The following is a 22,529-nucleotide window of genomic DNA, read 5'->3' on the forward strand; positions in this document are numbered from 1 at the left end:
AAACACCTAAATGATCATGTACATATAGCCTATGAAAGCGGCTAAAAGTAAGCCCCCTTCAAAGCGATTGATTTGTCGTTTTCCTTTGAAGTTAAGGCTCATTAAGATGAGCGCTGCGGTAGCGCCCAGCATCACAAAGATATCTCTGCTTGAAATATTGAGGTCTAACTGTGCTGGGTTGAGAAGTCCCGCGATTGACAGTACTGCCAAAATATTAAAAATGTTTGACCCAATAATGTTTCCAAGTGCTAAGTCATCTTCATTTTTCAGTACACCTGCGACACAGGCTGCAAGTTCGGGTAAGCTCGTACCAATTGCGATGATAGTCAAACCAATTAGTAAGTCACTCATACCAAAGAGCTTGGCGATATCAACAGCTGCATCAACTAAAAAATCAGCGCTGATAGGAAGTACTATCATGCCAACGATGAGCCAAAAAACGGCTTTGCCTGTTGGTACGTTGTTAGGGACTTCGTCACATGCCTCGGAAACCAACGGGTCTTCCTCATCAGCATGACTGCTTTTCTTTGTAATGTATATCAAACTCAATATAAATAAAGCGAATCCCGCTAATAGTATTGCGCCTTCAAAAGCGCTGAAGTAATTGTCACTTATTATGTACCAAGCACCAAGTGATACGATTACTAACAACGGCATCTCTCTTCTCAAGATACCTGAACCGACAGCCAAGGGGCGAAGAAGTGAAGTGATCCCTAACACTAAAAAGATGTTGGCAATGTTCGAACCTACGGCATTACCTACGGCTGTATCTGTTTTATCTGATAAAGCAGCTTGTGCGGCAACCATCATCTCTGGGGCAGACGAGCCCATTGCAACTATCGTAAGACCAACAATCAAGGTGGGAACACCAAGATTTTTTGCTAAAGCAGCGGCGCCAAAAACAAATCTGTCTGCGCTCCACACCAGCGCTATAAAACCTAAGATAAGAATGACAAAAGATAAAACCATGAAGTCTATGCCGAGTAACTTAATTAAAGTGCGACAAATATTATCAAATGCATTATCAAATGTATAAATAATCTCGTATTAGATGCGCTTGGTAGCCTTGTTACGGTGTGCGTGGCGCATTTTGTGAAGTGCTTTAACAAATTCAATTACAAAATTTTACCAATTTGCATTTTCCATCTTGAGGTAAAAAAAAGTATTATTCATCAATTGGTGAAATCGATATATGGAGAGCGACTTGTCGCAGTCAATCGTTGAAGTCAAGGATGTAACCTTTTCTCGTGGTGATAGAGTCATATATAACAATATGAGCTTTTCAGTGCCGAAAGGTAAAATTACAGCCATCATGGGACCAAGTGGTATTGGTAAAACCACCATGTTGCGTCTGATAGGAGGGCAACTTCGCCCAGATAGTGGTGATATCACATTTCAAGGCACCAGTGTGCCAGCGATGTCTCGTTCCGAACTTTATCAGGCACGTAAACAGATGAGTATGCTGTTTCAAAGTGGTGCGCTTTTTACGGATATGTCGGTATTTGATAATGTGGCATTCCCTTTAAGGGAGCACACTCAACTCAGTGAAGATTTAATTACATTAATCGTATTAATGAAGCTTCAGGCGGTAGGTCTTCGAGGAGCTCGAGAACTCATGCCGTCAGAGCTATCTGGTGGTATGGCTAGAAGAGCTGCATTAGCCCGTTCAATAGCATTAGATCCTGAATTGATTATGTACGATGAGCCTTTTGCTGGCCAAGACCCTATCTCGATGGGCGTGCTGGTGCGCATGATCAAATCATTAAATGAGGTATTGGGATTATCTTCTCTGATAGTAACCCATGACGTTACCGAAGTGCTCAGTATTGCAGATCATGTTGTTATTATTGCTGAGCAGGGAGTGATTGGTAGTGGTTCGCCAGAAGAAATGTTGGCTCATAGTTCCCCGCTTGTTCAGCAATTTCTGCAAGGACTTGCCGATGGCCCTGTACCATTTCATTTTAATGCTGCGCCATACGAAGAAGAGCTACTGAGTGGAGATACGCAGTGATAGATATATTACAAAAGATAGGCCATAAAACGCTTAGTCGCTTTGCGTCAATCGGCAGAGCAACGCAAATGCTACTCGGTGCATTGTTGAACGTGCCTAATTTACGTAAGGGCACACCACTGTTGATAAAACAGCTGTATATGGTTGGCCACCAATCCTTATTAATAATCATGGTTTCAGGCTTATTTATTGGAATGGTACTCGCGCTACAGGGCTACACAGTGCTGGTTGGCTATGGCGCAGAAGATAGCTTGGGGCCACTTGTGGCATTGAGTTTATTACGTGAGCTTGGCCCTGTGGTGACTGCTTTGCTTTTTGCAGGACGTGCAGGTAGTGCGCTAACTGCGGAAATCGGCTTAATGAAAGCAACAGAGCAACTTTCGAGTTTAGAGATGATGGCGGTTGACCCGCTTAAGAGAGTTGTGGCACCGAGGTTTTGGGCTGGTTTTATAAGCATGCCTTTATTGGCGCTTATTTTCTCAGCTGTTGCTATTTTAGGTGCGCATCTGGTTGGCGTAGATTGGTTGGGTGTCGACTCGGGTAGTTTTTGGTCGATTATGCAGTCTCAGGTTTCTTTACAGCAAGATATAATGAATGGTCTGATAAAGAGTTTTGTATTTGCGTTAATCGTAACGTGGATTGCGTTGTATAAAGGGTATGACTGTATCCCAACGTCAGAGGGGATCAGTAAAGCAACAACGGAGACCGTTGTGCACTCTTCGCTTGCTGTTTTAGGGTTTGACTTTGTATTAACAGCAGTGATGTTTTCTAGTTAAGGGTTTGGGTAATGAATACACGGAAAATAGAAATTTTAGTGGGCTTATTTGTGGCTCTAGGTGTTGCAGCATTCGTTGTGCTTGCAATGAAAGTTGCTAATGCTGGTATCAGTGGCAACGGTGAAATATACACGTTACAGGCGAAGTTTGACAATATCGGCTCATTGAAAACGCGCGCTCCAATTAAAGTGGGTGGCGTTGTTATTGGTAGAGTCGATGGCATTCAAATTCATCCAGAAGAATTTGTGCCAGTTGTAAGTATGAGCATAGATCAAACTTATGAATGCCAGTTTTCGGATACAACCTCTGTTTCGATATTGACGTCGGGTATTTTGGGTGAGCAGTACTTAGGTATTTCTCCTGTAATTGCTGCTGAGTCCGCCAAACAGTCATGTTTAGGAAATGAAGTTGTTAATCAGGATGAAATGGACTTAGACGACCTATTCGGTGTTGAAAGCAAAGCGCTGAAAAATGGCGACATGATCACTGATACAAAGTCGGCACTGGTACTTGAAGAGCTAATTGGTCAATTTTTATTTAATCAGGGAAGTGAGTAATACATCATGACTAAGAATTATACCCAGATATTTGTGTCGCTTTTCGCGATGTTACTTTGGTCTCAAGCCGTAAAAGCTGAGCAAGTTGATCTAAGTGATCCATACAAGATGGTACAACAAGTCGCTGACAATACCTTTAAGCGCGTAGCAAGGGAACAGGCGATTATAACCAAAGACAAAGAACATCTAAGACTCATCGTTGAGCAGGAATTGTTACCTTATATTGACTACAAATACGCAGCTTACCGTGTATTAGGAAGTTATATTCAAAAAGTACGCACCATTAAAGATAAAAAGGAAAAACAGCAAGCTGTACAGCACATCAAGGAGTTTATCATAGTATTTAGATCATACCTTGTAGCCACTTACGCCGGTGTGTTTACACAATATACGGACCAAAAAGTTGAATTTGAAGTGCCTCGTGCCATCGGAGCGGAATCTGTTGCGACAGTGAAAACGAAGATTGTTGAGGACGGTAAGCCGGATATCAAAATTGACTTTAAAGTCCGTAAAAACAAAAATGGTGAATGGCGTGCGTTTGATATGATGGCTGAGGGGATCAGTTTGTTAGACGCAAAACAAAGTGAGCTTCACGGTATTTTACGTCAGCAAGGTATCGAGCATGTAATCACTCTACTGGATAAGAAAAGTAAGTTACCTGTGCAGTTTAGAGGGGATGATGGCAATGCCTAATCTGCAATTTAACAAGGTCGGTGAAGACTCCATTTCGGTTACGGGAGAATTGACCCGTGACACCTTGGTAAATGAATCATTTCTTAATCAATTGTTAGAAAATGCGCAGTCAGTGCTCTATTTTGACCTTTGTGAGGTCTCAAGGGTTGACACCGCGGGTTTAGCTTGGTTAATTCACTCTTTAGGCAAATTAAAACGACAAGGTGTACGCCTTGAGTTGAAGAATAGACCTGAACAATTGCAAAATTTAATGGAATTGGGGCAGGTCACAAACTTATTTGAGTGAGTCCAATGGAAACTAATCAAGTCGAAACTGTGTTACAAGAATCTTTGACCTTAGAAGAGGTAAAAGTGAAAGCCAATGGTAGTCATTATGAAGTGATTGCAGTTGGGGAATGTTTTGATGGATTAAGACGTGTTAAAAGGGAACAAATGGTATATGCGCCTTTGATGGAAGTTATCAAAGATGGCACTATTCATGCTGTTAGTATCAAGGCATTTACTCCAAGCGAGTGGCAACGCGAACAAAAATTCATCTTGCCACAATAAGTAGGAGCCACAATGGATCAGTTTGTTATCCAAGGTGGCACCACTTTAAACGGTGAAGTCACTATTTCGGGAGCCAAAAACGCGGCTCTCCCTATCCTATTTGCTGCATTGCTTGCTGATGGTAAAAGCACCTTTAGTAATGTGCCACAACTTCGAGATATTGTTACAACCGAAGCTTTGTTGAGAACGCTTGGTGCTGATGTTACTTGGCGTGGTGACTTATTAGAAGTCAATGGTGCAACAGTAGATAAGATTTTAGCGCCTTATGAGTTAGTCAAGCAAATGCGAGCATCAGTACTTGCTCTTGGTCCGCTTCTTGCGCGTTTTGGTAAAGCTCAAGTGTCATTACCCGGAGGGTGCGCGATTGGTGCCAGACCTGTTGATTTACACATATCTGGGCTGGAAAAAATGGGTGCGCAAATTAGTGTAGAAAACGGCTATATAAACGCGCAAACACCAGCTGGTACACGCTTACAAGGGGCTGAAATTCTGATGGAAACAGTCTCTGTAGGCGCAACCGAAAATCTGTTAATGGCAGCAACTTTGGCGGATGGCACTACCGTGTTAGAGAATGCTGCTCGTGAACCAGAAATAATTAATCTGGCGCAGTGTTTAATCGCAATGGGCGCGAAGATCTCTGGCGCAGGCTCTAGCCGCATTGAAATTCAAGGGGTTGAATCTCTAAGTGGGTGTGAGCACAAAATCTTACCTGATCGTATTGAAACAGGTACATTTTTAGTAGCCGCTGCCATGAGTAAAGGTGAGGTGTTGTGCCGTAACACGGATCATTCAAGTTTGGAACCTGTGTTAGAAAAGCTACGCCAGACTAATGCTCTCGTTGAAGTGAACGATGATAGTATCTTTGTCAGTATGAAAGACAGAGAGCTTAAAGCTGTGAATATAAAAACTATGCCACACCCAGGGTTTCCAACAGATATGCAGGCGCAATTTACCGCGCTTAATGTTGTTGCCAATGGCAGTGCAACTATCACTGAAACGATATTTGAGAACCGCTTTATGCATGTGCCAGAGTTACAACGTATGGGCGCGAATATTCGCTTGGAAGGGAACATGGCGATTTGTGATGAAACCAAGCACCTGTCTGGTGCACAGGTTATGGCAACTGATTTACGTGCTTCGGCAAGTCTGATTCTGACAGGAATTGTGGCGGAAGGAGAGACCGTGGTAGACCGCATTTATCACGTAGATAGGGGCTATCAGAAGATTGAGGATAAGCTCAGTCGTTTAGGTGCCAATATCAAACGTAAACACAATTAAAAAAAGCGAGCTAAGCTCGCTTTTTTTAATAGAGGGGAGTTTCCAACTCGGCGACTTCCACCATAAAAATTAATATTTCACCATTGCGGTATACCTCAAATTCTAGCGATGTGCCCGGCTCGGTATTTCCTATAATACGCAGTGTTTGTTGGGGGTTGGTGATGCTTTTTCCCGCAACCTTGGTCACTATGTCACCGTCTTTCATACCAGCTTGCCAAGCAGGACCTAAAGGGTCAAGCTCGCTTATCCTGAGTCCCATAATAGGAGTGTATACATTGGTTATCAGCTGACCTTCGTTATCGACTGCTGAACCAACAAAGCCTAAATACCCTCGAATAACTCGCCCATCCTCAATTATCTTTGTCATGACATCTTTGGCTAAGCTGTAGGGCACAGCAAACGAGATACCTTCAATATCGATGTTATACCGAGTAGTAAATTGCGCTGAAGTAATGCCTACTAATACACCATTTGAATTAACCAGTGCCCCCCCTGAGTTACCGACATTTACTGCGGCATCAGTCTGTAGCAGGCTATTGTACTGGCTGTCAGTGAGAGACTGTTTGCCTGTCGCACTGATGATGCCCTGAGTAATCGTTTGCCCTAAATTAAGGGGGTTACCTATAGCCAGCACCACATCACCCACTCTGGGCGAAATATTGTCATTGACTGGAATAACAGGAAGATGCTCTTCGTTAACTTTTAAAACAGCTAAGTCGGTGATGGTATCAAAGCCAATGAGTACACCATAGTATTGCCTGCCATCAGGAAGTAAAACCATAATTTGATCAGCGTTATTAATGACATGGTAATTGGTGAGTATATAGCCATCAGAAGTCATTATGACGCCCGAACCAAGCTCTTGAATGCGGTTTTGACGCTTAAATCGAGGTACTTGACTAAAGCTTTCTGAGAAAATCGTGACCACAGCTGGTGCGGCTTTGTTTACACCATTGGCAAAGCTCATTTGTTGCACGGTGTATGGGACATTGAGGTTGCCTGCCTTGGTCCTAAATTCAGGTGTTAGCCATAGAATCAAAAGGGCAATTACAAACCCAATGGCAACGGGGGGCAACACAGTTCTAATAATTTGAAGCACAGGTTGTTGTTATTCACGTTTATTTGCTATGAAAGACATGATGACACAAAACAACGCAGCGACAAGTGTCGCTGCGCAGATCTTGATAATTTTTTTGAAATGACTACTGGATCAGATAGAACACCGAGTCTCTACCGCGCTTAATACCCAAAACAATATTACCTTGAATATCGTCAACTAGGCGTTTCATCTCCCTAACAGTTGTCACTCTTTGTCGATTAACCTGCATGATGACATCGCCCTCTTGCAGGCCAACGCGTGCCGCTGGTGAACGCTCTTCAACATTGACCACAACGATGCCTTGGTTGCCATTGCGCTCGCTGCTTTCTAACACAGCGCCACGCAGACTTGGATGTATACGATCGGCCTGTGCTTGACGTTCGTTCTGACCTTGGAGTTTAACGTCTAGATTACGGTTTCTGCCATCACGGTGAATACTCACTTGAATCTCTCGGCCTTCACCTAACGTAGCAATCTTGCCGCGCAACTCTTCAAAGCTTTCGATTTTGTCACCATCAATACGGGTGATTACGTCATTTGCCTTTATGCCAGCTTCTGCCGCGGCTGAGTCAGGCGTCACTTCTTGAACGAATACGCCCTGTTTCACATCAAACCCTTGGGCTTCAGCAAGACCTGCATTGAGCGTGCGCCCCACAATGCCTAAAGAGCCTCGACGAACTTGTCCGTATTCAATAATTTGGTCGACTAGGTTTTTCATCATGTTTGATGGAATGGCAAAGCCAATACCTACATTGCCACCCGAAGCACCTAATATCGCGGTATTAATGCCAATTAATTCACCATTTAAATTAACTAATGCGCCGCCAGAGTTGCCCTGGTTAATCGCGGCATCAGTTTGGATGAAGTCTTCGTAGCCTTCGATGTTCAAGCCACTGCGTCCTAACGCACTGACAATACCTGAGGTTACCGTGTGACTTAAACCAAATGGGTTACCAATAGCAACTGAAAAATCACCCACACGTAATTTGTCAGAATCAGCCAGCTTTACTTCCGTTAGGTCATCATTATCAATTTGTAATAATGCGACATCTGATTCTTTATCTGCACCAATCAGTTTTGCTTTAAACTCTCTACCGTCTTTAAGTGTCACAATAATGTTATCTGCTTCATCGATAACATGGTTGTTTGTAACGACGTACCCTTCATCAGCATCAATGATGACCCCTGAGCCTAGGCCGCTGAATGGTCTTTTCTGTGTTCTTGGTGCTGGATTGCCAAAGAAAAAGTCAAAAGGATCTACACGGCGGCGTACTTCTTTTGCGCCAGAAACTTGGATGCTCACGACACCGGGTGTTACGCGCTCTAACATTGGTGCTAAGGTCGGAAGTTGCTGTCCGTCAACCGCAACAGGTAGCTTTGCCTCAGAAGTGTTTGGTAGCAAAAGCATACTGGAAGATAAAAGCGCTGCGGATAATAAAGTTAATTTTAATCTCATAGTCTGGAAATTCTCCTAAATTACAGCGTTGATTCATCCTTAGCGATAAAGTATATAAAAAATAAATAGTTACTATTTATTCATGCTATGCACTAAGGTGATTTAGTCCCTGAGCAGAGAAAATCTTTGCTCAATGATTCAGTAATTATTTCTACAGACTATGAGGTCAAAAAAAAGTTCACTAAGGGGTTTTTAATTGCTCGCTTTTTGAACGGTCGTCGGTAAATAAACCACTTTCACCTTCAGCGTAATCCACGGGTGGATTCGTGTAAGTGGATTCATCACTACGGCGCTTTTCAGGGCGTGCCCGCAAAGAAGCTTGTAATTGCTCTGTTGTTTCCTTAGAGAAAAATGGCTCGCTTGGCTTTTTACTCTTTTCTTCAAACAATAGTTGGTTAGTGTCTTCAACGTGTTGCAGCAACTGACTGTAGTTGTCTTGCATCTTACCAACTAGCTTTTTGGTGCTTGCTAAATGATCCGCAACATCTTGACGATATTGCTCTAAGTTTTGCTCAGCTTGCTTCGCTTGTTGCTCGATTTCTTCGTGCTTAAATTGTTTTTTAGTGAATAGTGAACCTAAGAAAAATGCACTGATTGCCACGATGATCAATAAGCCCAACCATGCGATTGTTGTCATACTTACTCCTGTATAAGGTGAAGCCACCTATTTTAATATGCTAAAAATACCATCTATCGATAGCTTAAATATACGCTGAGTTTGGATGCGTGTTAATATACTCGGCAAAGAAAACTGCTCAGTTCAATAAAAAATATGATGACGCCTTGGGAAAAGTATCAACAAGATCTTAAAAGAGATGACTTTCAGTACGACAGTGCGCAAGAAAATGCAGTAAAGCATTTACAGCGCTTATATGACGATTTAATAGCTCAACCTGCTGAGTCAAAGGGCTTTTTTTCAAAGTTGTTTGGTAATAAGCAAGTGGAGCCGGTGAAAGGTCTATATTTTTGGGGTGGCGTTGGCAGGGGTAAAACATATTTAGTTGATACTTTTTATGAAGCGCTTCCAAGTGAAAGAAAAATGCGTGTGCACTTCCACCGTTTTATGCATCGCGTGCATGACGAGCTAAAAAAACTCAATGAAGTAAAAAACCCACTCAATGTGGTTGCAGACATTTTTAAAGCCGAAACGGATATCATTTGCTTTGACGAGTTTTTTGTTCAAGATATTACTGATGCAATGCTATTGGGCGGACTGATGGAAGCCCTGTTTGAACGCGGCATTGTATTAGTTGCGACTTCAAATATTATTCCTGATGAACTCTATCGCAATGGCTTACAAAGAGCTCGATTCCTTCCTGCGATAGCTTTGGTAAAAGCTAATACTGAGGTGGTAAATGTAGACTCTGGAATTGATTACCGGTTACGCACTTTAGAATCTGCCGAAATATTTCATAGTCCGCTAGATGAACAAGCAGATCACAACTTATTTGAGTACTTTGATAAATTATCACCAGAGCCAGGTGTCTTGGACGCGGAAATAGAAATCGAAGGACGAATGATCAAAACACGTAAAGTGTCAGATTGCATCGCCATGTTTGACTTTACACAGTTATGTGAAACAGCACGTTCGCAAGTCGATTACATGGAAATAAGTCGCCTATATAACACGGTTATTTTATCAAACGTAAAGCGAATGGGGCAATCAAATGATGACGCGGCGCGTCGATTTATTGCCTTGGTAGATGAGTTTTATGAGCGCAACGTAACTTTGATCATTTCTTCAGAAGCATCAATCAATGACATTTATACGCAAGGCACATTAAACTTTGAATTCAAGCGTTGTATCAGCCGCTTACAAGAAATGCAGTCACTCGAATATCTATCCCGAGAACACCTAGCTTGATAAAACAAGATTTCTGGCGGAAAAGTCAGCCTTGTGCTGGTTTTTCCGAACTACCCTTGCTATAATCCGCGGCCTGCCACGTTGCGTTCTATAGCCCTCGTCGGCTTAGCCACCGGCTTGAGCGGCAAAAAAGTCTTAAACTCGAAGGGGTTGAAGCACCATTAGTAGAGCGGTAGTCCTCTGACTACCAGTGGTTTTAACTGAAAACTTTGGATTTTATAAATGAAAACGTTTGTTGCTAAACCAGAAACTGTAAAACGTGACTGGTACGTAGTTGACGCTGAAGGTAAAACTTTAGGTCGTATTGCTACTGAAATCGCTGCTCGCCTTCGCGGTAAGCACAAGGCTGAGTACACTCCACATGTTGACACTGGTGATTACATCATCGTTATCAACGCTGAGAAAGTTACTGTAACTGGTAACAAAGCTCAGCAAAAAATGTACTACGCTCACTCTGGTTATCCAGGTGGTCTTAAGTCTGTTAACTTCGAAAAACTTCAAGCTAAAAAGCCTGAAATGATCATCGAAAAAGCAGTTAAAGGCATGTTACCTCGCGGTCCTCTAGGTCGTGAAATGTTCCGTAAGCTTAAAGTTTACGCTGGTAACGAGCACAACCATGCGGCACAACAGCCTCAGGTTCTAGACATTTAAGGAGCACTATCATGGCAAATCAATACTACGGTACAGGTCGTCGTAAAAGTTCAAGTGCTCGCGTATTCTTACGCCCAGGCACTGGCAACATCGTAATTAATCAACGTTCTATCGAAGAATACTTCGGTCGTGAAACTTCTCGTATGGTTGTTCGTCAGCCATTAGAGCTAGTTGAACTAACTGAGAAGTTTGACCTATACATCACTGTTGAAGGTGGTGGTATGACTGGTCAAGCTGGCGCAATCCGCCACGGTATCACTCGTGCACTAATGGAGTTTGACGAGTCACTACGTCCAGCTCTACGTAAAGCTGGCTTCGTTACTCGTGACGCTCGTCGCGTTGAACGTAAGAAAGTTGGTCTTAAGAAAGCACGTAAGAAGACACAGTTCTCAAAACGTTAATTTATTACGTTTCAGAATTTGCAAAAACCCAGCCTTGTGCTGGGTTTTTTGTTTTGTAACATTGTGCTTTGTTCTGTGCCTTGGCTTTTGTTATTCCCATCTTTCTTCGCTGAATTTAATAAACTTTCAAAAAACTCTAAAAATTAGCATTGTTGAACGTTTAACCATCAAATTATTTGCTACACTTGCATGGCAAGTAAATTATTCGCGATTTGAACTGATTAATTTTCTGTTGATTTAGGCAGAGGTTGATCTTGGTCAGAGAATCGTTGCATAAGACGTCATATCATAACCTGTCGTTTCTAATTTTGGCTGTTATTTGAAGTAATTATCGCTTTGATAGCATCTAAAGTGGAATAGTAATAACCCTGTAATATATAGGGTTTTACTTATGATCGCGTCTATTTTGAAATATCTTAAAATTAACCTGCTGTAACTGATGTTCTCAATATAGCAAGTGTTGAGGATCATAGTGGAGATAAGTGGATGAGCAATGCGCCTGTAGACAACAGCCGACGTCGCTTTTTAACTATCGCTACCTCTGTTGTAGGTGGCGTTGGTGCGGCTGGAGCTGCTGTTCCTTTTATTGCGTCTTGGAATCCAAGTGAGCGTGCTAAATCTGCAGGGGCTCCTGTAGAAGTGGACATTAGCAAACTTGAGCCTGGACAATTAATTCGTGTTGAGTGGCGAGGTAAGCCTGTATGGGTTATTTATCGCACCCCAAAAATGCTAGAACAAATGAAACAACACGAAGACCAACTTCGTGACCCTAATTCCGATGAAGCGCAACAACTTGAATCGGCAAAGAATAACTACCGCTCTAAGCGTGAAGAGATTTTTGTCGCAGTTGGGATTTGTACCCACTTGGGTTGCTCTCCAACGTTTATGAATGGTGGGTTTGGTGAAAAAGTTGAGGGCACAGCGGATGGCTTCTTCTGCCCGTGTCACGGCTCCAAATTTGATATGGCTGGGCGAGTTTTTCAAAACGTCCCAGCACCGTTAAATCTGGAGATCCCGCCATACACCTTTCTAGATGACACCACTATCTTAGTGGGTGAAGAACAAGAGGTGGCGTAATGACTAGTAAATACGAAGAACAAACCGCTACGGGTGATAACACCACAACCAAATCAGGTGGTGTTGTGAGTTCAGTGGTCAATTGGATTGATGACAGAATTCCGATGACTCGGGTCTGGAACATGCATATCGCGCAGTATCCAGCACCTAAAAACTTTAACTTCTGGTACCTTTTCGGTTCATTAGCTATCTTAGTATTGGTCAATCAAATTGTGACGGGTATTTGGTTGACGATGAACTTTGTGCCTTCTGCTGAAGGGGCGTTTGCGTCAGTTGAGTACATCATGCGTGATGTTGAATACGGCTGGCTATTACGTTATCTTCACTCTACAGGTGCTTCAGCATTTTTCGTTGTTGTTTACCTACATATGTTCCGAGGTATGATCTACGGCTCTTATCAAAAGCCCAGAGAGCTGTTGTGGTTATTTGGTATGTTGATCTTCCTTGCGCTGATGGCTGAAGCATTTATGGGTTACTTATTACCTTGGGGGCAGATGTCGTTCTGGGGTGCGCAGGTAATCATTTCATTGTTTGGTGCTATTCCAGTAATTGGTGAAGACTTAACTCTATGGATCCGTGGGGATTATGTTATCTCAGGAGCCACACTGAACCGCTTCTTTGCTTTGCATGTCATTGCATTGCCACTGGTGTTGGTGATTCTTGTTTTCCTACATATTGTGGCGTTGCATGAAGTTGGCTCGAACAACCCTGATGGTATTGAGGTTAAGCGCAAAAAAGGCTCTGTTGCAGAAGAGGACAAACCTAAATTTAAGTTCCATGAATATTATACCAGCAAAAAAGATGTGGTTGATGCTATCCCATTCCACCCATATTACACAGTTAAGGACATTTTGGGAGTCGCTGGGTTCTTAATTTTGTTCTGTTGGGTAGTATTCTTTATGCCTGAAATGAATGGTTTCTTCCTCGAAGCCCCTAACTTTGAGGCAGCAAACCCACTTAAAACACCAGAACATATCTTCCCTGTTTGGTATTTTACGCCTTTCTATGCGATTTTACGTGCTATTCCTGATAAACTATTTGGGGTAGTGGCTATGGGGGCCTCAATTGTGATGCTGGCACTGTTACCATGGCTGGATAGAGGAAAAGTTCGCTCTATTCGTTATCGTAGTGTTTGGCACAAGTTGAATATTGCCCAGTTTGTTGTGACCTTCCTTATCTTAGGCTGGGCAGGTGCGACGCCTCAAACTGTGCAATCAACCATTTTGTCTCAGATTTGTACTGTGACGTATTTCATGTTCTTTGTATTACTTTATGTATACTCCAAGAACGAAGTAACAAAGCCACTACCAACGAGGTTGACGAAATGATGAAAAAGCTATTGATCGGTTTATTCGCATTATTGCCAACCTTTACAATGGCAGCAGGTCCAACAATGCCATTGATGGACGCTAACATTGACCTAAGGGATAAAGCTTCATTACAGCGTGGCGCCAAATTGTTTATGAACTACTGTTTGGGTTGTCACCAGATGCAGTACCAGCGTTACGAGCGTACGTTTCGTGATATTGGTATTCCAGTAGAAATAGGTAAAGAGACATTAATTTTTGATGACTCTAAAGTGGGTTCGCATATTCTCAATGCTATGTCTAAAGAGGATGCTGCGAAATGGTTTGGTGCTGCGCCGCCAGACTTAACGTTGATATCTCGTGTTAAATCGCCAGATTATATCTACACCTACTTAAAGTCATTTTACAGAGATGAGTCTCGTCCTTTTGGTGTGAATAATGTTGTGTTCCCACTGGTGGGGATGCCTCACGTTCTGCAAGAACTGCAAGGTTTACCGATGCCAATCACTGAAGAAGTGGTTGAAGGTGATGAAACTGTAACCAAAGTTGTGGGTGTTGAAACTGACGGCTCCGGTGAGATGAGTGACGATGAATACGACCAAGCCGCAAGAGACCTTACAAACTTTTTAGCGTATGTGGGGGAACCTTCGCGACTAGAATCTGAGGCAATAGGTATCAAAGTGCTCGGATTCTTGGTAATCTTCTTCATCTTAGCTTTCTTCTTGAAGAAAGAGTACTGGAGAGACGTTCATTAATTTGAACACTCAATGGTGATTTTAGGTAATAGGGGCTTTTGCCCCTATTGCTGTTTAAAGTGATTTGATTACTTTGTGATTATTTTATGGAGGTAGGCATGGCCGTAGCTGCCAACAAGCGCCCAGTTATGACTCTTTTTTCTGGTGCAAACTGTATGTATAGCCATCAGGTTCGTATTGTTTTAGCAGAAAAAGGTGTAAGTGTTGATATTCATCTGGCTGAAAAGGATAACTTGCCAGAAGCGCTACACGAAATTAACCCATATGGTACTGTACCAACCTTGATCGACCGTGAACTAGGTTTGTACCAAGCAAATATCATTATGGAATATTTGGATGAGCGTTTCCCACATCCACCGTTAATGCCAGTATACCCAGTAATGCGTGGCCGCAGTCGTTTGATGATGCACCGCATTGAAAGCGATTGGTATAGCCTTGCTGAGAGAATTACGACTGGAAATGATGCTGAAGGCGCTCGTAAAGAGTTAACAGAAGCATTACTTGCTGTAGCACCTATCTTCGGTGAAGCACCTTACTTTATGAGTGAAGAGTTTAGCTTAGTTGATTGTTTTATGGCGCCACTATTATGGCGTCTGCCTCAGCTAGGTATTGAGCTAACTGGCAGTGGTGCAAGCGAATTGAAAGATTATATGTTACGTCTATTTGAACGTGAGTCTTTCCAAGCATCGTTAACTGATATCGAGCGCGAGATCCGCAGCTAATGACGTCTAATCGACCTTATTTGCTTAGGGCGTTTTACGATTGGATTGTGGATAATCAATGTACGCCACACATTGTAGTCAACGCACATTATCCACAGGCTCAAGTCCCAGTACAATTTGTCCAAGATGGACAAATTGTACTGAATGTGAGTCCAAGTGCCGCCAATAACTTTATGATGGACAAAGAAGCGCTGAGTTTTAGTGCACGGTTCTCAGGGCAGCCCATGCAGGTATATGTTCCTGTTGGTGCAGTGCTGGCAATCTATGCAAGAGAAAATGGCGAAGGTACTATCTTCTCTGAGTCAAATTTGGAAGAAGAGTATTCGCAAGACGTTGATGAAGTTGAGCATGAGCCAACCGTTGAAGAACCAGACTCTTCTCAGTCAAAAGAGTCAAGCTCTGGCGAAGAGAAGCCCAAAAAGGGCGCTCACTTGCGCGTAATAAAATGATAAAAAAACCTGCTAATGCAGGTTTTTTCTTTTAAGCTTTTTAAAGTGGTATTAAAGATATTCGAAGGCCTTGATAACCCTTTCAACGCCATGAATATTGCGAGCAATATCGACGGCTTTATCAGCTTCATTTTTATCAACCATCCCCATTAAAAAAACCTCAGCATTTTCGGTAATAACTTTTATATTGCTGCCATTCACATTGTCATTAGCGAGTAATTGTGTTTTCACTTTAGAGGTCAGCCAAGTATCGTGAGTTTGCGTTGATAGGCCAATATTGCTGCCAATTCTGACTTGATTGAGCAAGCGCTTTACACCCATTAAATTGGTAACAGCGCTGTTTGCCTCGGTGCGCATTTCCTCATTGGCGACCTGTCCTGTCAATAATACGGTGCCATTGACACTGACGACATTAATGTTGGCATGTTTAGCTAAGCGTGGGATCTGCTTTAGCGCCAATGTGGCCTTTATTTCAATGCTGTTGTCATCGATTTGCGAGCCGATTGTGCGTCTATCGTTTGCAGCGGATACCGCACTAGCAGTGCCTGCGACGACAGCAACGGCGCAGCCTTGGATAAATAAAATAGCACAAAGCAACAAGATGGATCTTAAATACATACTAATCATCCTGAGGGAAAAGAATATTATCAATAAGTTGGCTGAGACAATGCACGGTAAATAAATGAGACTCAAGAATACGACTCGCTCGTTTACTTGGCATGCGAATTTCAACATCATTGGGCCCTAACAAACCGGTTAACTCCCCCCCATCATTACCAGTTAAAGCGATGACCTTTAAGTCTTTAGTCAGTGCTGATTCCACCGCGCTGATGACTTCTTTTTCATTCCCGTTAACAGCAATTGCAAATAGGAGATCTCCTTCTTGCGCAATGGCCCTAATTTGTCTTGCGAAGAGTTCATGGTGTGCGGTAGGTGCTTGACCACTCAAGTTAATATTCGACTGGCTAAGCGTCAGTGCGGGTAAGCATGGACGTTCAGTTTCATAGAAATTGATAAGTAAACTGGCAAAATGTTCAGCAAGCATATGGCTACTTGGCACCCCGCAACATATTAACTTATTACCATTAATTAATGTTTGCGATATGACATAAGCGGCGGTTTCTAATTGCTCTGCGACTGCTTCTCCGGCAGCGATCTGTGCCTGTATACTCTCGGTAAAGATGGCTTTGATAGATTCTTGCATATTAAAAAACGTTCTTTATCCATTGTATAGCGTGAGGACTATCCCCCTGTATTGCAACAAAGTCTACGCGTAGAGCACGATTATGCAAGGCATAATCTTGAGTATATTGATAAATACTGCGTCTCAAACACTGCTGCTTTTTAGCCGATAATGCATTTACTGCACCACCATAGGCTTTACTTTTTCTAAATTTCACTTCAACAAAAACCCAAGTATCCGCTTCTCTCATAATTAGGTCGATTTCTCCAAAGCGGCACAGGTAATTGCGAGTGACAGCTGTAAGACCTTGCTTTATCAGATATTGTTCCGCAACTATTTCGTAGTGCTGACCTTTTGCACGGGTATTGCCAAATAATCCTTTTAGCATAACAGTTCCTTTTTTTAGTCTCCTTTGATCAGCAACACAGTCATTTTATTGCTCCGCATGTTGCATAAACAGCGGGGTAGGCGGACGTTCATCTAAGCTGACTAAGCGAATTCGATTTTTGTGATATTGTGCCCAAATTAATTTTCTGTGTATCTGATTTGCCTCTTTAAAGCTCAGTGCACCAGTTAGGCCTTCGAACTCTTTCCCTGGTATTTTATTAAGCTGTTTAAGCTCAGGTATCAGGTTCACTGCATCATACGCCATTGCAAATAAGCGCTGCTCGATGTCAGCTTGTTCAGGCCAAAGGCGAGAGTACGTATCGCGTAAATTACGTTCGTTGACTGCATCTGGGAGCATCCAAGGCAGCTCTGTGAAATACAAGCCTTCTAAGTCTCTCTTGTCTGTTTTGTCTATTTGTTTGCTATAACTACGGGAACTGGCATAGAGAGGAATACGCTCCGCAAAGGTGCTGACGTTAACATCCAAATATGGCTTAAGCAGTCTTGTTTCTATCGCATCGCCTAAAATGTATATGGTGTCTAAATCACGTCTCGAGCGCGTTTCACTTTCAACTTCACTGCGAAATAGATTGCTTACTTCTTTGATCCGTGTTTTTGAGCTGTCGACTTCTAACAGTTCAGTGATGACTTTCACCATGTCTTCGCTGTTTGAGTAAAAGCCGACTTCAGGATGGGTGTGACTAAAGCCTTGCCATTGTTGATTGAAGTGTGCAATTAAGCGTTGCCCAGAGGGCGTATCAGGCGCAAGAATCATCGGTTTCTGATAGCCTTTTGCTAAAAAGTGAACCATGGCTTGTTCGACTTCATGCTCAGGGTTAAGTGCAAAATAAAAATGCTCAGAATGCACGCGTTCAACTTCTGACTCATCAACTTCATTCAAGAAGATAGCTGGAGAGCTCGCTATATAACTGATGCTTTTTACCTTGATGACATTAGACTTTAGAAGAGGCCCGATAATAAAGTCAGCTTGGATTTTTTGCAGGCTTCTTTCAATTAACTCGGGACTGTCCATCTCGTCAATAAAGTAGATCTCTGAGATTTTGCTTCTGTCCATAGCAGCCAGAAAACCGTTTTTTAAAGCCGCGCCAAGGCGTTCGCTGCTACCTGATTGAGGTAGCAAGATGGCCAGCTTCGTAGCCTGATACGGTGCTAGGTTGATGTCTGATTCAACTTTTGTTGGAATAATAATGCTACCAGGGTGGTTTTTATAACGACGTTGCCAGTTATTCATTGCTTGATGCAATTGCACGGTTGAGCCTAGGTAAACCTGATGATACTTGGCGAGTTTAACCCAACCTTGTTGGATCACAGAGCCGCGGTCAAAACGTTCTAATGCATAAGATGAAAGTTGCTGTAATGCCACCCAAATCTCGCCGTCCAGCCCCGCTATCGCAAGTTTATTTTGCTGAGCGATATCAGCGCTTCTAAAATAGTGGACGAGAGCTTTTTTGGGTAAGTTTTGTGAGGCAAAAATACTACCAGTTAAATATTGGTGCCAAGCTTTATGCTCTGGGAGCTTTAATTTCTGGGCAACGCTTTGCAATATTTCGTGGGCACTTTCGTATTTTTTGAGTTCTTTGCGGGCCAAGGCAACATACAGCTTGTTTTGTACATGATCGACACTGGCTTTCGATTCTAATTCGATGCAGGCTTGTTCTAATATTTGCCAGTTTCTTTCCGCAATGGCAGCTTCTCGCGCACTATAAAGGAGCTGAATGCGAGCAGCGCCGTCTTTTTCTAGACCTTTTTTATAGAGTGCAGCAGAATCCAAATCTTGTACAATCTGAGGTGTACTGAGCTGTGATTGAGCGTTTTTGGGTGGTTGAGTGCTATTAGGGGTTGTGCCACAGGCAGATAACCCTGACAATATGGCCATAATTAGACTTATTTTTTTCAGTTGCACGCGTATACCTTCACTCATCACTTTGTATGTGAATATCTTACTGACTGATCTTGGAGACCTCAATGACAAAAGCCGAAACTACTAATAAAATTGGCACCCTTTACATCGTGGCCACGCCCATCGGTAATTTAGAAGACATCAGTGAACGGGCGCTTAAGACTTTGGCTGAGGTCGACTTAATTGCCGCGGAAGATACTCGCCACACAGGTAAATTACTTAGTTACTTTAATATTAAAGCAAAAACCTTTGCTCTGCATGATCACAATGAAAAACAAAAAGCACAGCAAATCTTAGATTGGTTAAATGAAGGTAAAAACATTGCTTTGGTTTCTGATGCTGGTACGCCTCTGATTAGTGACCCAGGTTATGCCGTTGTAAATATTTGTCGAGAGTCTGGGGCGCAAGTAACACCTGTCCCGGGCGCATGTGCAGCCATTGCTGCGGTTAGCTGCTCAGGGCTACCGACAGACAAATTTCAATTTTTAGGCTTTACGCCAGCAAAAAGCCAGGCACGGCAACAGTTTTTTATATCTGCTCATGAGTCAGGGATCACCAGCATCATTTATGAGAGCACACACAGGATTATGGCGAGTTTGAATGACTTGTCAGAAGCACTGGGTGAGCAGCAGCATGTTGTATTTGCTAAAGAACTGACAAAAACCTACGAAACGTTTTTTAGCGGTCCTGTGAATGAGTTGATTATATTTTTAACCGACGAACCTGAACGTCAGCGTGGCGAGTTGGTACTTATGCTGCCAGGGAAAGGCAAGGAAACCGCTGCTATTACGCCAGAGGCACAAAAACTTATTATGTTACTGGAAGCGGACATGCCACTTAAAAAGGCATGCGGTGTGGCTGCTGAGTATTTTGGTCTTAAAAAGAACGCATTGTACAAAGCCATTATTGCGCAAAGAGAAGAATAGCAAAAAATCCGCTGTGCTTTAGGTCAGAAATAGGTATAATGCGCCGCGAGTTGGCCGGATAATCGCTGCTTGTGACGAAAATGATCAAGGGGAGGAAAGTCCGGGCTCCACAGGGCAGGGTGCCAGCTAACGGCTGGGGGGTGTAAGCCCACGACAAGTGCAGCAGAGAGAAGACCGCCAACTTCGGTTGGTAAGGGTGAAAGGGTGCGGTAAGAGCGCACCGGGCCACTGGTAACAGTTGGTTGCAAGGTAAACTCCACCCGGAGCAAGACCAAATAGGGTTCCTTATGGTGTGGCCCACATCGGAACCGGGTAGGTTGCTTGAGCCTAAGAGCGATTTTAGGCCTAGACGAATGATTATCACCTCGCAAGAGGGACAGAACCCGGCTTATAGGCCAACTCACATTTTCTTGTAATCGCTCAGTAATATACTGAGCGATTACTACCCACTTAATTCAATTCATTGCAATATAATTGCACTTATTACCCGTCGACATATTTCAATCGCTTTTCGTTACCTCGTTTTCTAATTCAAATGACAAATGTGTTCTTAATCCGAGCCTTATATGTTGCTAGCGTCTATGCAATGCCAATCCAAGTTATATAATTACTTTTAATACAATAATGTAAGAATAAAAATGTAACCGCCATGAAATGTTCCTGAAATAAAAAAGTCATTTTTTGTACGTACACTTGCGCGTGCTCACAATTGATTACGTTTTAGGAACATTCGAATGAAGATGAAATTTGTTGCACTCGCTGTGTCTGCGGCTTTGCTTACTGGTTGTAATGATGACACTCAAACTGTTGAGGTCGTAAAGGAAGTTGAGGTTACTAAAGAAGTTGAAGTTGTAAAGGAAGTCGTTAAAGAGGTACCACCTACACCAGTCACTTCTGTTAAAAATGTCATTTTAATGATTGGTGATGGCATGGGCCCTCAGCAAGTTGGTCTACTTGAAGAGTATGCTCAACGCGCGCCTAATTCAGTATACAAAGATAAAAATAACCAAACCGCTCTTTCCAAACTTGCCAATGCGGGTCATTTAGGCTTATCACTGAATGCCCCCCACGGGCCTACAGGTAGCCTTGTAACAGACTCTGCTTGTTCAGCAACACAGTTAGCAACAGGTATTTCAGCAGGTTCTGAGATGATAGGTCTAGATACTCAAGGCAATAAAGTCGCGACTATCTTAGAAAAAGCGAAAGCGATGGGTAAAGCAACTGGTTTGGTATCGGATACACGTATTACTCATGCTACGCCCGCGGCTTTTGCATCACACCAACCACACCGCTCTTACGAGGATAAAATTGCCGCTGAGCTTATCTCCTCTGGCAATGTGGATGTGATGCTTTCGGGTGGTGCGCGTGTTTTCTTACCTCAAGACGTTGCATCAAATGAAGATGTTCAAAAGCAACTTGCTGAACTCGGGATGCCAAGTGGTGTTTATAAAAAGTCTAAGCGTAGTGACAACGAGAACCTAGTTGTTGAAGCAAAAGATCAACACGGCTATACGTTGGCATTTGATAAAGCCCAATTAATGAATGTGGAAGGTGACAAGTTATTGGGTTTATTTGCAAACTCGGGCATGGATGATGGTATTGCATACAGAAAATGTCAGCATGATAACAGCTGTATACAACCTTCGTTAAAAGAGATGACAGTCAAAGCGCTTGATGTTTTATCTCAAGATGAAGACGGCTTCTTCTTGATGGTCGAAGGTGGTCAAATTGATTGGGCAGGTCACGCTAATGATGCTGGATGGATGCTAAATGAATTACTTAAATTTGATGAAGCGGTTGAAGCTGTTCATGAATGGGTTAAAGATCGTAACGATACTTTAGTCGTTGTCACAGCTGACCATGAGACGGGTAGCTTCGGGTTTAGTTATTCAAATCATAATACCCCAGAGGCGGTTGCATTACCTGGTGATGGTATGGGTGACGCTCTGTATAAACCAAAATTCAACTTTGGTGCATTAAGTCTACTCGATACGCTTTACTTTCAAGAAGGCACGTTCTACGACATCATGGGTGACGTAGATGGCAGTTACAACTTTGCAAATAGTAGCGCAGAGCAGTGGCAAACTGCCATTACTAAGCATACGCCGTATACGGTAACGCTCGAGCAAGCCGCTACTATTCACGAGTCTCATGAAGCAGATGACGATGGTCATCCTTTACCTCATTTTGAAGATTTCTCTGATTTCTATGTGTATGGCACAGAAGATTTCACAGGTAAGATTGCACGTGTTGTAGCAACACAGCAAAATGTTGTTTGGGGTACTGGAACACACACTGCTGCACCTGTACCTGTATATGCATTTGGGCCAGAAGGTATCACGAAGCAATTCTCAACATTGCAGCATCATGTAGATATTGCTAATAAAATGATGGCGGCTCTGGGTGTTAACGAATAAATAAGAAGCTGTTCAATCCAAACAGACAAAGCCATTCTTCGGAATGGCTT

General features: G+C 42.8%; 25 protein-coding genes and 1 other RNA gene. 18 read left to right on the plus strand and 8 right to left on the minus strand.

Features of this window, described 5'->3' with window-relative positions; translation table 11 throughout:
- Positions 1-6: 6 nt before the first annotated feature.
- The gene (locus N482_RS06120; RefSeq protein WP_063376215.1) at positions 7-969 is read right to left on the minus strand and encodes a calcium/sodium antiporter; all 963 of its coding nucleotides are present in this window, start codon (positions 967-969) and stop codon (positions 7-9) included.
- Between the two features lie 223 nt (positions 970-1,192).
- On the opposite strand from N482_RS06120, the gene N482_RS06125 reads away from it, so the two are divergent.
- Genes N482_RS06125 through murA form a run of 7 tightly spaced genes read left to right on the plus strand, consistent with a single transcriptional unit; the run spans position 1,193 to position 5,864 of the window.
- Positions 1,193-2,011 (plus strand): ATP-binding cassette domain-containing protein, encoded by an 819-nt coding sequence (locus N482_RS06125; RefSeq protein WP_063376216.1) that lies wholly within the window; start codon positions 1,193-1,195, stop codon positions 2,009-2,011.
- Positions 2,008-2,787 (plus strand): lipid asymmetry maintenance ABC transporter permease subunit MlaE, encoded by a 780-nt coding sequence (gene mlaE, locus N482_RS06130; RefSeq protein WP_063376217.1) that lies wholly within the window; start codon positions 2,008-2,010, stop codon positions 2,785-2,787. The genes N482_RS06125 and mlaE overlap by 4 nt, the downstream gene beginning before the upstream one ends.
- An 11-nt stretch (positions 2,788-2,798) precedes the next feature.
- The gene (mlaD, locus tag N482_RS06135; protein ID WP_063376218.1) at positions 2,799-3,344 is read left to right on the plus strand and encodes an outer membrane lipid asymmetry maintenance protein MlaD; all 546 of its coding nucleotides are present in this window, start codon (positions 2,799-2,801) and stop codon (positions 3,342-3,344) included.
- A gap of 6 nt (positions 3,345-3,350) precedes the next feature.
- Positions 3,351-4,037, plus strand: a complete 687-nt coding sequence (locus tag N482_RS06140; RefSeq protein WP_063376219.1) for an MlaC/ttg2D family ABC transporter substrate-binding protein — start codon at positions 3,351-3,353, stop codon at positions 4,035-4,037.
- Entirely contained in the window at positions 4,030-4,323 is a 294-nt protein-coding gene (locus N482_RS06145; protein WP_063376254.1) for an STAS domain-containing protein, read from the plus strand. The genes N482_RS06140 and N482_RS06145 overlap by 8 nt, the downstream gene beginning before the upstream one ends.
- Before the next feature lie 5 nt (positions 4,324-4,328).
- Positions 4,329-4,586, plus strand: a complete 258-nt coding sequence (locus N482_RS06150; RefSeq protein WP_063376220.1) for a BolA family protein — start codon at positions 4,329-4,331, stop codon at positions 4,584-4,586.
- A 12-nt stretch (positions 4,587-4,598) separates the two neighbouring features.
- Positions 4,599-5,864, plus strand: a complete 1,266-nt coding sequence (murA, locus tag N482_RS06155) for a UDP-N-acetylglucosamine 1-carboxyvinyltransferase (protein WP_063376221.1) — start codon at positions 4,599-4,601, stop codon at positions 5,862-5,864.
- Between the two features lie 25 nt (positions 5,865-5,889).
- Here the strand turns inward: murA and N482_RS06160 are convergent, their stop codons facing one another.
- The 3 genes from N482_RS06160 to N482_RS06170 form a co-directional block, all read right to left on the minus strand.
- Complete coding sequence (locus N482_RS06160) at positions 5,890-6,963, minus strand: trypsin-like peptidase domain-containing protein (RefSeq protein WP_063376222.1); 1,074 nt, start codon at positions 6,961-6,963, stop codon at positions 5,890-5,892.
- Between the two features lie 103 nt (positions 6,964-7,066).
- Positions 7,067-8,419, minus strand: coding sequence for a DegQ family serine endoprotease (locus tag N482_RS06165; protein ID WP_063376223.1), 1,353 nt, complete (start codon positions 8,417-8,419; stop codon positions 7,067-7,069).
- A gap of 181 nt (positions 8,420-8,600) precedes the next feature.
- Positions 8,601-9,056, minus strand: a complete 456-nt coding sequence (locus N482_RS06170) for a YhcB family protein (RefSeq protein WP_063376224.1) — start codon at positions 9,054-9,056, stop codon at positions 8,601-8,603.
- 138 nt (positions 9,057-9,194) lie between these two features.
- Here N482_RS06170 and zapE point away from each other — a divergent pair, with 138 nt between their 5' ends.
- From zapE to N482_RS06210, 8 genes are all read left to right on the plus strand, one after another.
- Positions 9,195-10,283: a cell division protein ZapE gene (zapE, locus tag N482_RS06175; RefSeq protein WP_063376255.1), complete on the plus strand. Its 1,089-nt coding sequence runs from the start codon at positions 9,195-9,197 to the stop codon at positions 10,281-10,283.
- Between the two features lie 222 nt (positions 10,284-10,505).
- Positions 10,506-10,934, plus strand: a complete 429-nt coding sequence (rplM, locus tag N482_RS06180) for a 50S ribosomal protein L13 (RefSeq protein WP_023397225.1) — start codon at positions 10,506-10,508, stop codon at positions 10,932-10,934.
- An 8-nt stretch (positions 10,935-10,942) separates the two neighbouring features.
- The gene (rpsI, locus tag N482_RS06185; protein ID WP_155730519.1) at positions 10,943-11,335 is read left to right on the plus strand and encodes a 30S ribosomal protein S9; all 393 of its coding nucleotides are present in this window, start codon (positions 10,943-10,945) and stop codon (positions 11,333-11,335) included.
- 486 nt (positions 11,336-11,821) lie between these two features.
- Positions 11,822-12,412: a ubiquinol-cytochrome c reductase iron-sulfur subunit gene (gene petA, locus N482_RS06190; RefSeq protein WP_063376225.1), complete on the plus strand. Its 591-nt coding sequence runs from the start codon at positions 11,822-11,824 to the stop codon at positions 12,410-12,412.
- 104 nt (positions 12,413-12,516) lie between these two features.
- The gene (locus N482_RS06195) at positions 12,517-13,740 is read left to right on the plus strand and encodes a cytochrome b (protein WP_063376256.1); all 1,224 of its coding nucleotides are present in this window, start codon (positions 12,517-12,519) and stop codon (positions 13,738-13,740) included.
- Positions 13,737-14,474, plus strand: coding sequence for a cytochrome c1 (locus tag N482_RS06200; protein WP_063376226.1), 738 nt, complete (start codon positions 13,737-13,739; stop codon positions 14,472-14,474). Before N482_RS06195 ends, N482_RS06200 begins: the two co-directional genes overlap by 4 nt.
- A gap of 98 nt (positions 14,475-14,572) precedes the next feature.
- Complete coding sequence (gene sspA, locus N482_RS06205) at positions 14,573-15,196, plus strand: stringent starvation protein SspA (RefSeq protein WP_063376227.1); 624 nt, start codon at positions 14,573-14,575, stop codon at positions 15,194-15,196.
- Positions 15,196-15,645 (plus strand): ClpXP protease specificity-enhancing factor, encoded by a 450-nt coding sequence (locus N482_RS06210; RefSeq protein WP_063376228.1) that lies wholly within the window; start codon positions 15,196-15,198, stop codon positions 15,643-15,645. The genes sspA and N482_RS06210 overlap by 1 nt, the downstream gene beginning before the upstream one ends.
- 51 nt (positions 15,646-15,696) lie before the next feature.
- Here N482_RS06210 and dolP read toward each other — a convergent pair whose 3' ends face one another.
- The 4 genes from dolP to N482_RS06230 are packed head-to-tail and all read right to left on the minus strand — an operon-like array spanning position 15,697 to position 19,139.
- The gene (gene dolP, locus N482_RS06215) at positions 15,697-16,263 is read right to left on the minus strand and encodes a division/outer membrane stress-associated lipid-binding lipoprotein (RefSeq protein WP_063376229.1); all 567 of its coding nucleotides are present in this window, start codon (positions 16,261-16,263) and stop codon (positions 15,697-15,699) included.
- 1 nt (position 16,264) lies between these two features.
- Entirely contained in the window at positions 16,265-16,849 is a 585-nt protein-coding gene (locus N482_RS06220; protein ID WP_063376230.1) for an SIS domain-containing protein, read from the minus strand.
- Between the two features lies 1 nt (position 16,850).
- A complete protein-coding gene (locus N482_RS06225) occupies positions 16,851-17,216 on the minus strand; it encodes a YraN family protein (protein WP_063376231.1) in 366 nt (121 codons plus the stop codon).
- 45 nt (positions 17,217-17,261) lie between these two features.
- The gene (locus N482_RS06230) at positions 17,262-19,139 is read right to left on the minus strand and encodes a penicillin-binding protein activator (protein WP_063376257.1); all 1,878 of its coding nucleotides are present in this window, start codon (positions 19,137-19,139) and stop codon (positions 17,262-17,264) included.
- A gap of 62 nt (positions 19,140-19,201) precedes the next feature.
- Between N482_RS06230 and rsmI the strand changes: the two genes are divergently transcribed.
- From rsmI to N482_RS06245, 3 genes are all read left to right on the plus strand, one after another.
- Positions 19,202-20,062 (plus strand): 16S rRNA (cytidine(1402)-2'-O)-methyltransferase, encoded by an 861-nt coding sequence (rsmI, locus tag N482_RS06235; protein ID WP_063376232.1) that lies wholly within the window; start codon positions 19,202-19,204, stop codon positions 20,060-20,062.
- Between the two features lie 46 nt (positions 20,063-20,108).
- Positions 20,109-20,469: RNase P RNA component class A (rnpB, locus tag N482_RS06240), an RNA gene on the plus strand.
- Between the two features lie 327 nt (positions 20,470-20,796).
- Positions 20,797-22,479 carry an alkaline phosphatase gene (locus N482_RS06245; protein ID WP_063376233.1) on the plus strand — a complete coding sequence of 561 codons (1,683 nt, stop codon included), beginning with the start codon at positions 20,797-20,799 and terminating at the stop codon, positions 22,477-22,479.
- Positions 22,480-22,529 lie beyond the last annotated feature (50 nt).

This window comes from Pseudoalteromonas luteoviolacea NCIMB 1942 (assembly GCF_001625595.1).
Classification (GTDB): Bacteria; Pseudomonadota; Gammaproteobacteria; order Enterobacterales; family Alteromonadaceae; genus Pseudoalteromonas; species Pseudoalteromonas luteoviolacea_A.

Coding starts and splice junctions, on each gene's coding strand:
- N482_RS06120 (WP_063376215.1), bottom strand. CDS start 969: ATGGTTTTATCTTTTGTCATTCTTATCTTAGGTTTTATAGCGCTGGTG.
- N482_RS06125 (WP_063376216.1), top strand. CDS start 1,193: ATGGAGAGCGACTTGTCGCAGTCAATCGTTGAAGTCAAGGATGTAACC.
- mlaD (WP_063376218.1), top strand. CDS start 2,799: ATGAATACACGGAAAATAGAAATTTTAGTGGGCTTATTTGTGGCTCTA.
- N482_RS06140 (WP_063376219.1), top strand. CDS start 3,351: ATGACTAAGAATTATACCCAGATATTTGTGTCGCTTTTCGCGATGTTA.
- N482_RS06145 (WP_063376254.1), top strand. CDS start 4,030: ATGCCTAATCTGCAATTTAACAAGGTCGGTGAAGACTCCATTTCGGTT.
- N482_RS06150 (WP_063376220.1), top strand. CDS start 4,329: ATGGAAACTAATCAAGTCGAAACTGTGTTACAAGAATCTTTGACCTTA.
- murA (WP_063376221.1), top strand. CDS start 4,599: ATGGATCAGTTTGTTATCCAAGGTGGCACCACTTTAAACGGTGAAGTC.
- N482_RS06165 (WP_063376223.1), bottom strand. CDS start 8,419: ATGAGATTAAAATTAACTTTATTATCCGCAGCGCTTTTATCTTCCAGT.
- N482_RS06170 (WP_063376224.1), bottom strand. CDS start 9,056: ATGACAACAATCGCATGGTTGGGCTTATTGATCATCGTGGCAATCAGT.
- zapE (WP_063376255.1), top strand. CDS start 9,195: ATGACGCCTTGGGAAAAGTATCAACAAGATCTTAAAAGAGATGACTTT.
- rplM (WP_023397225.1), top strand. CDS start 10,506: ATGAAAACGTTTGTTGCTAAACCAGAAACTGTAAAACGTGACTGGTAC.
- petA (WP_063376225.1), top strand. CDS start 11,822: ATGAGCAATGCGCCTGTAGACAACAGCCGACGTCGCTTTTTAACTATC.
- N482_RS06195 (WP_063376256.1), top strand. CDS start 12,517: ATGACTCGGGTCTGGAACATGCATATCGCGCAGTATCCAGCACCTAAA.
- N482_RS06200 (WP_063376226.1), top strand. CDS start 13,737: ATGATGAAAAAGCTATTGATCGGTTTATTCGCATTATTGCCAACCTTT.
- sspA (WP_063376227.1), top strand. CDS start 14,573: ATGGCCGTAGCTGCCAACAAGCGCCCAGTTATGACTCTTTTTTCTGGT.
- N482_RS06210 (WP_063376228.1), top strand. CDS start 15,196: ATGACGTCTAATCGACCTTATTTGCTTAGGGCGTTTTACGATTGGATT.
- dolP (WP_063376229.1), bottom strand. CDS start 16,263: ATGTATTTAAGATCCATCTTGTTGCTTTGTGCTATTTTATTTATCCAA.
- N482_RS06220 (WP_063376230.1), bottom strand. CDS start 16,849: ATGCAAGAATCTATCAAAGCCATCTTTACCGAGAGTATACAGGCACAG.
- N482_RS06225 (WP_063376231.1), bottom strand. CDS start 17,216: ATGCTAAAAGGATTATTTGGCAATACCCGTGCAAAAGGTCAGCACTAC.
- rsmI (WP_063376232.1), top strand. CDS start 19,202: ATGACAAAAGCCGAAACTACTAATAAAATTGGCACCCTTTACATCGTG.
- N482_RS06245 (WP_063376233.1), top strand. CDS start 20,797: ATGAAGATGAAATTTGTTGCACTCGCTGTGTCTGCGGCTTTGCTTACT.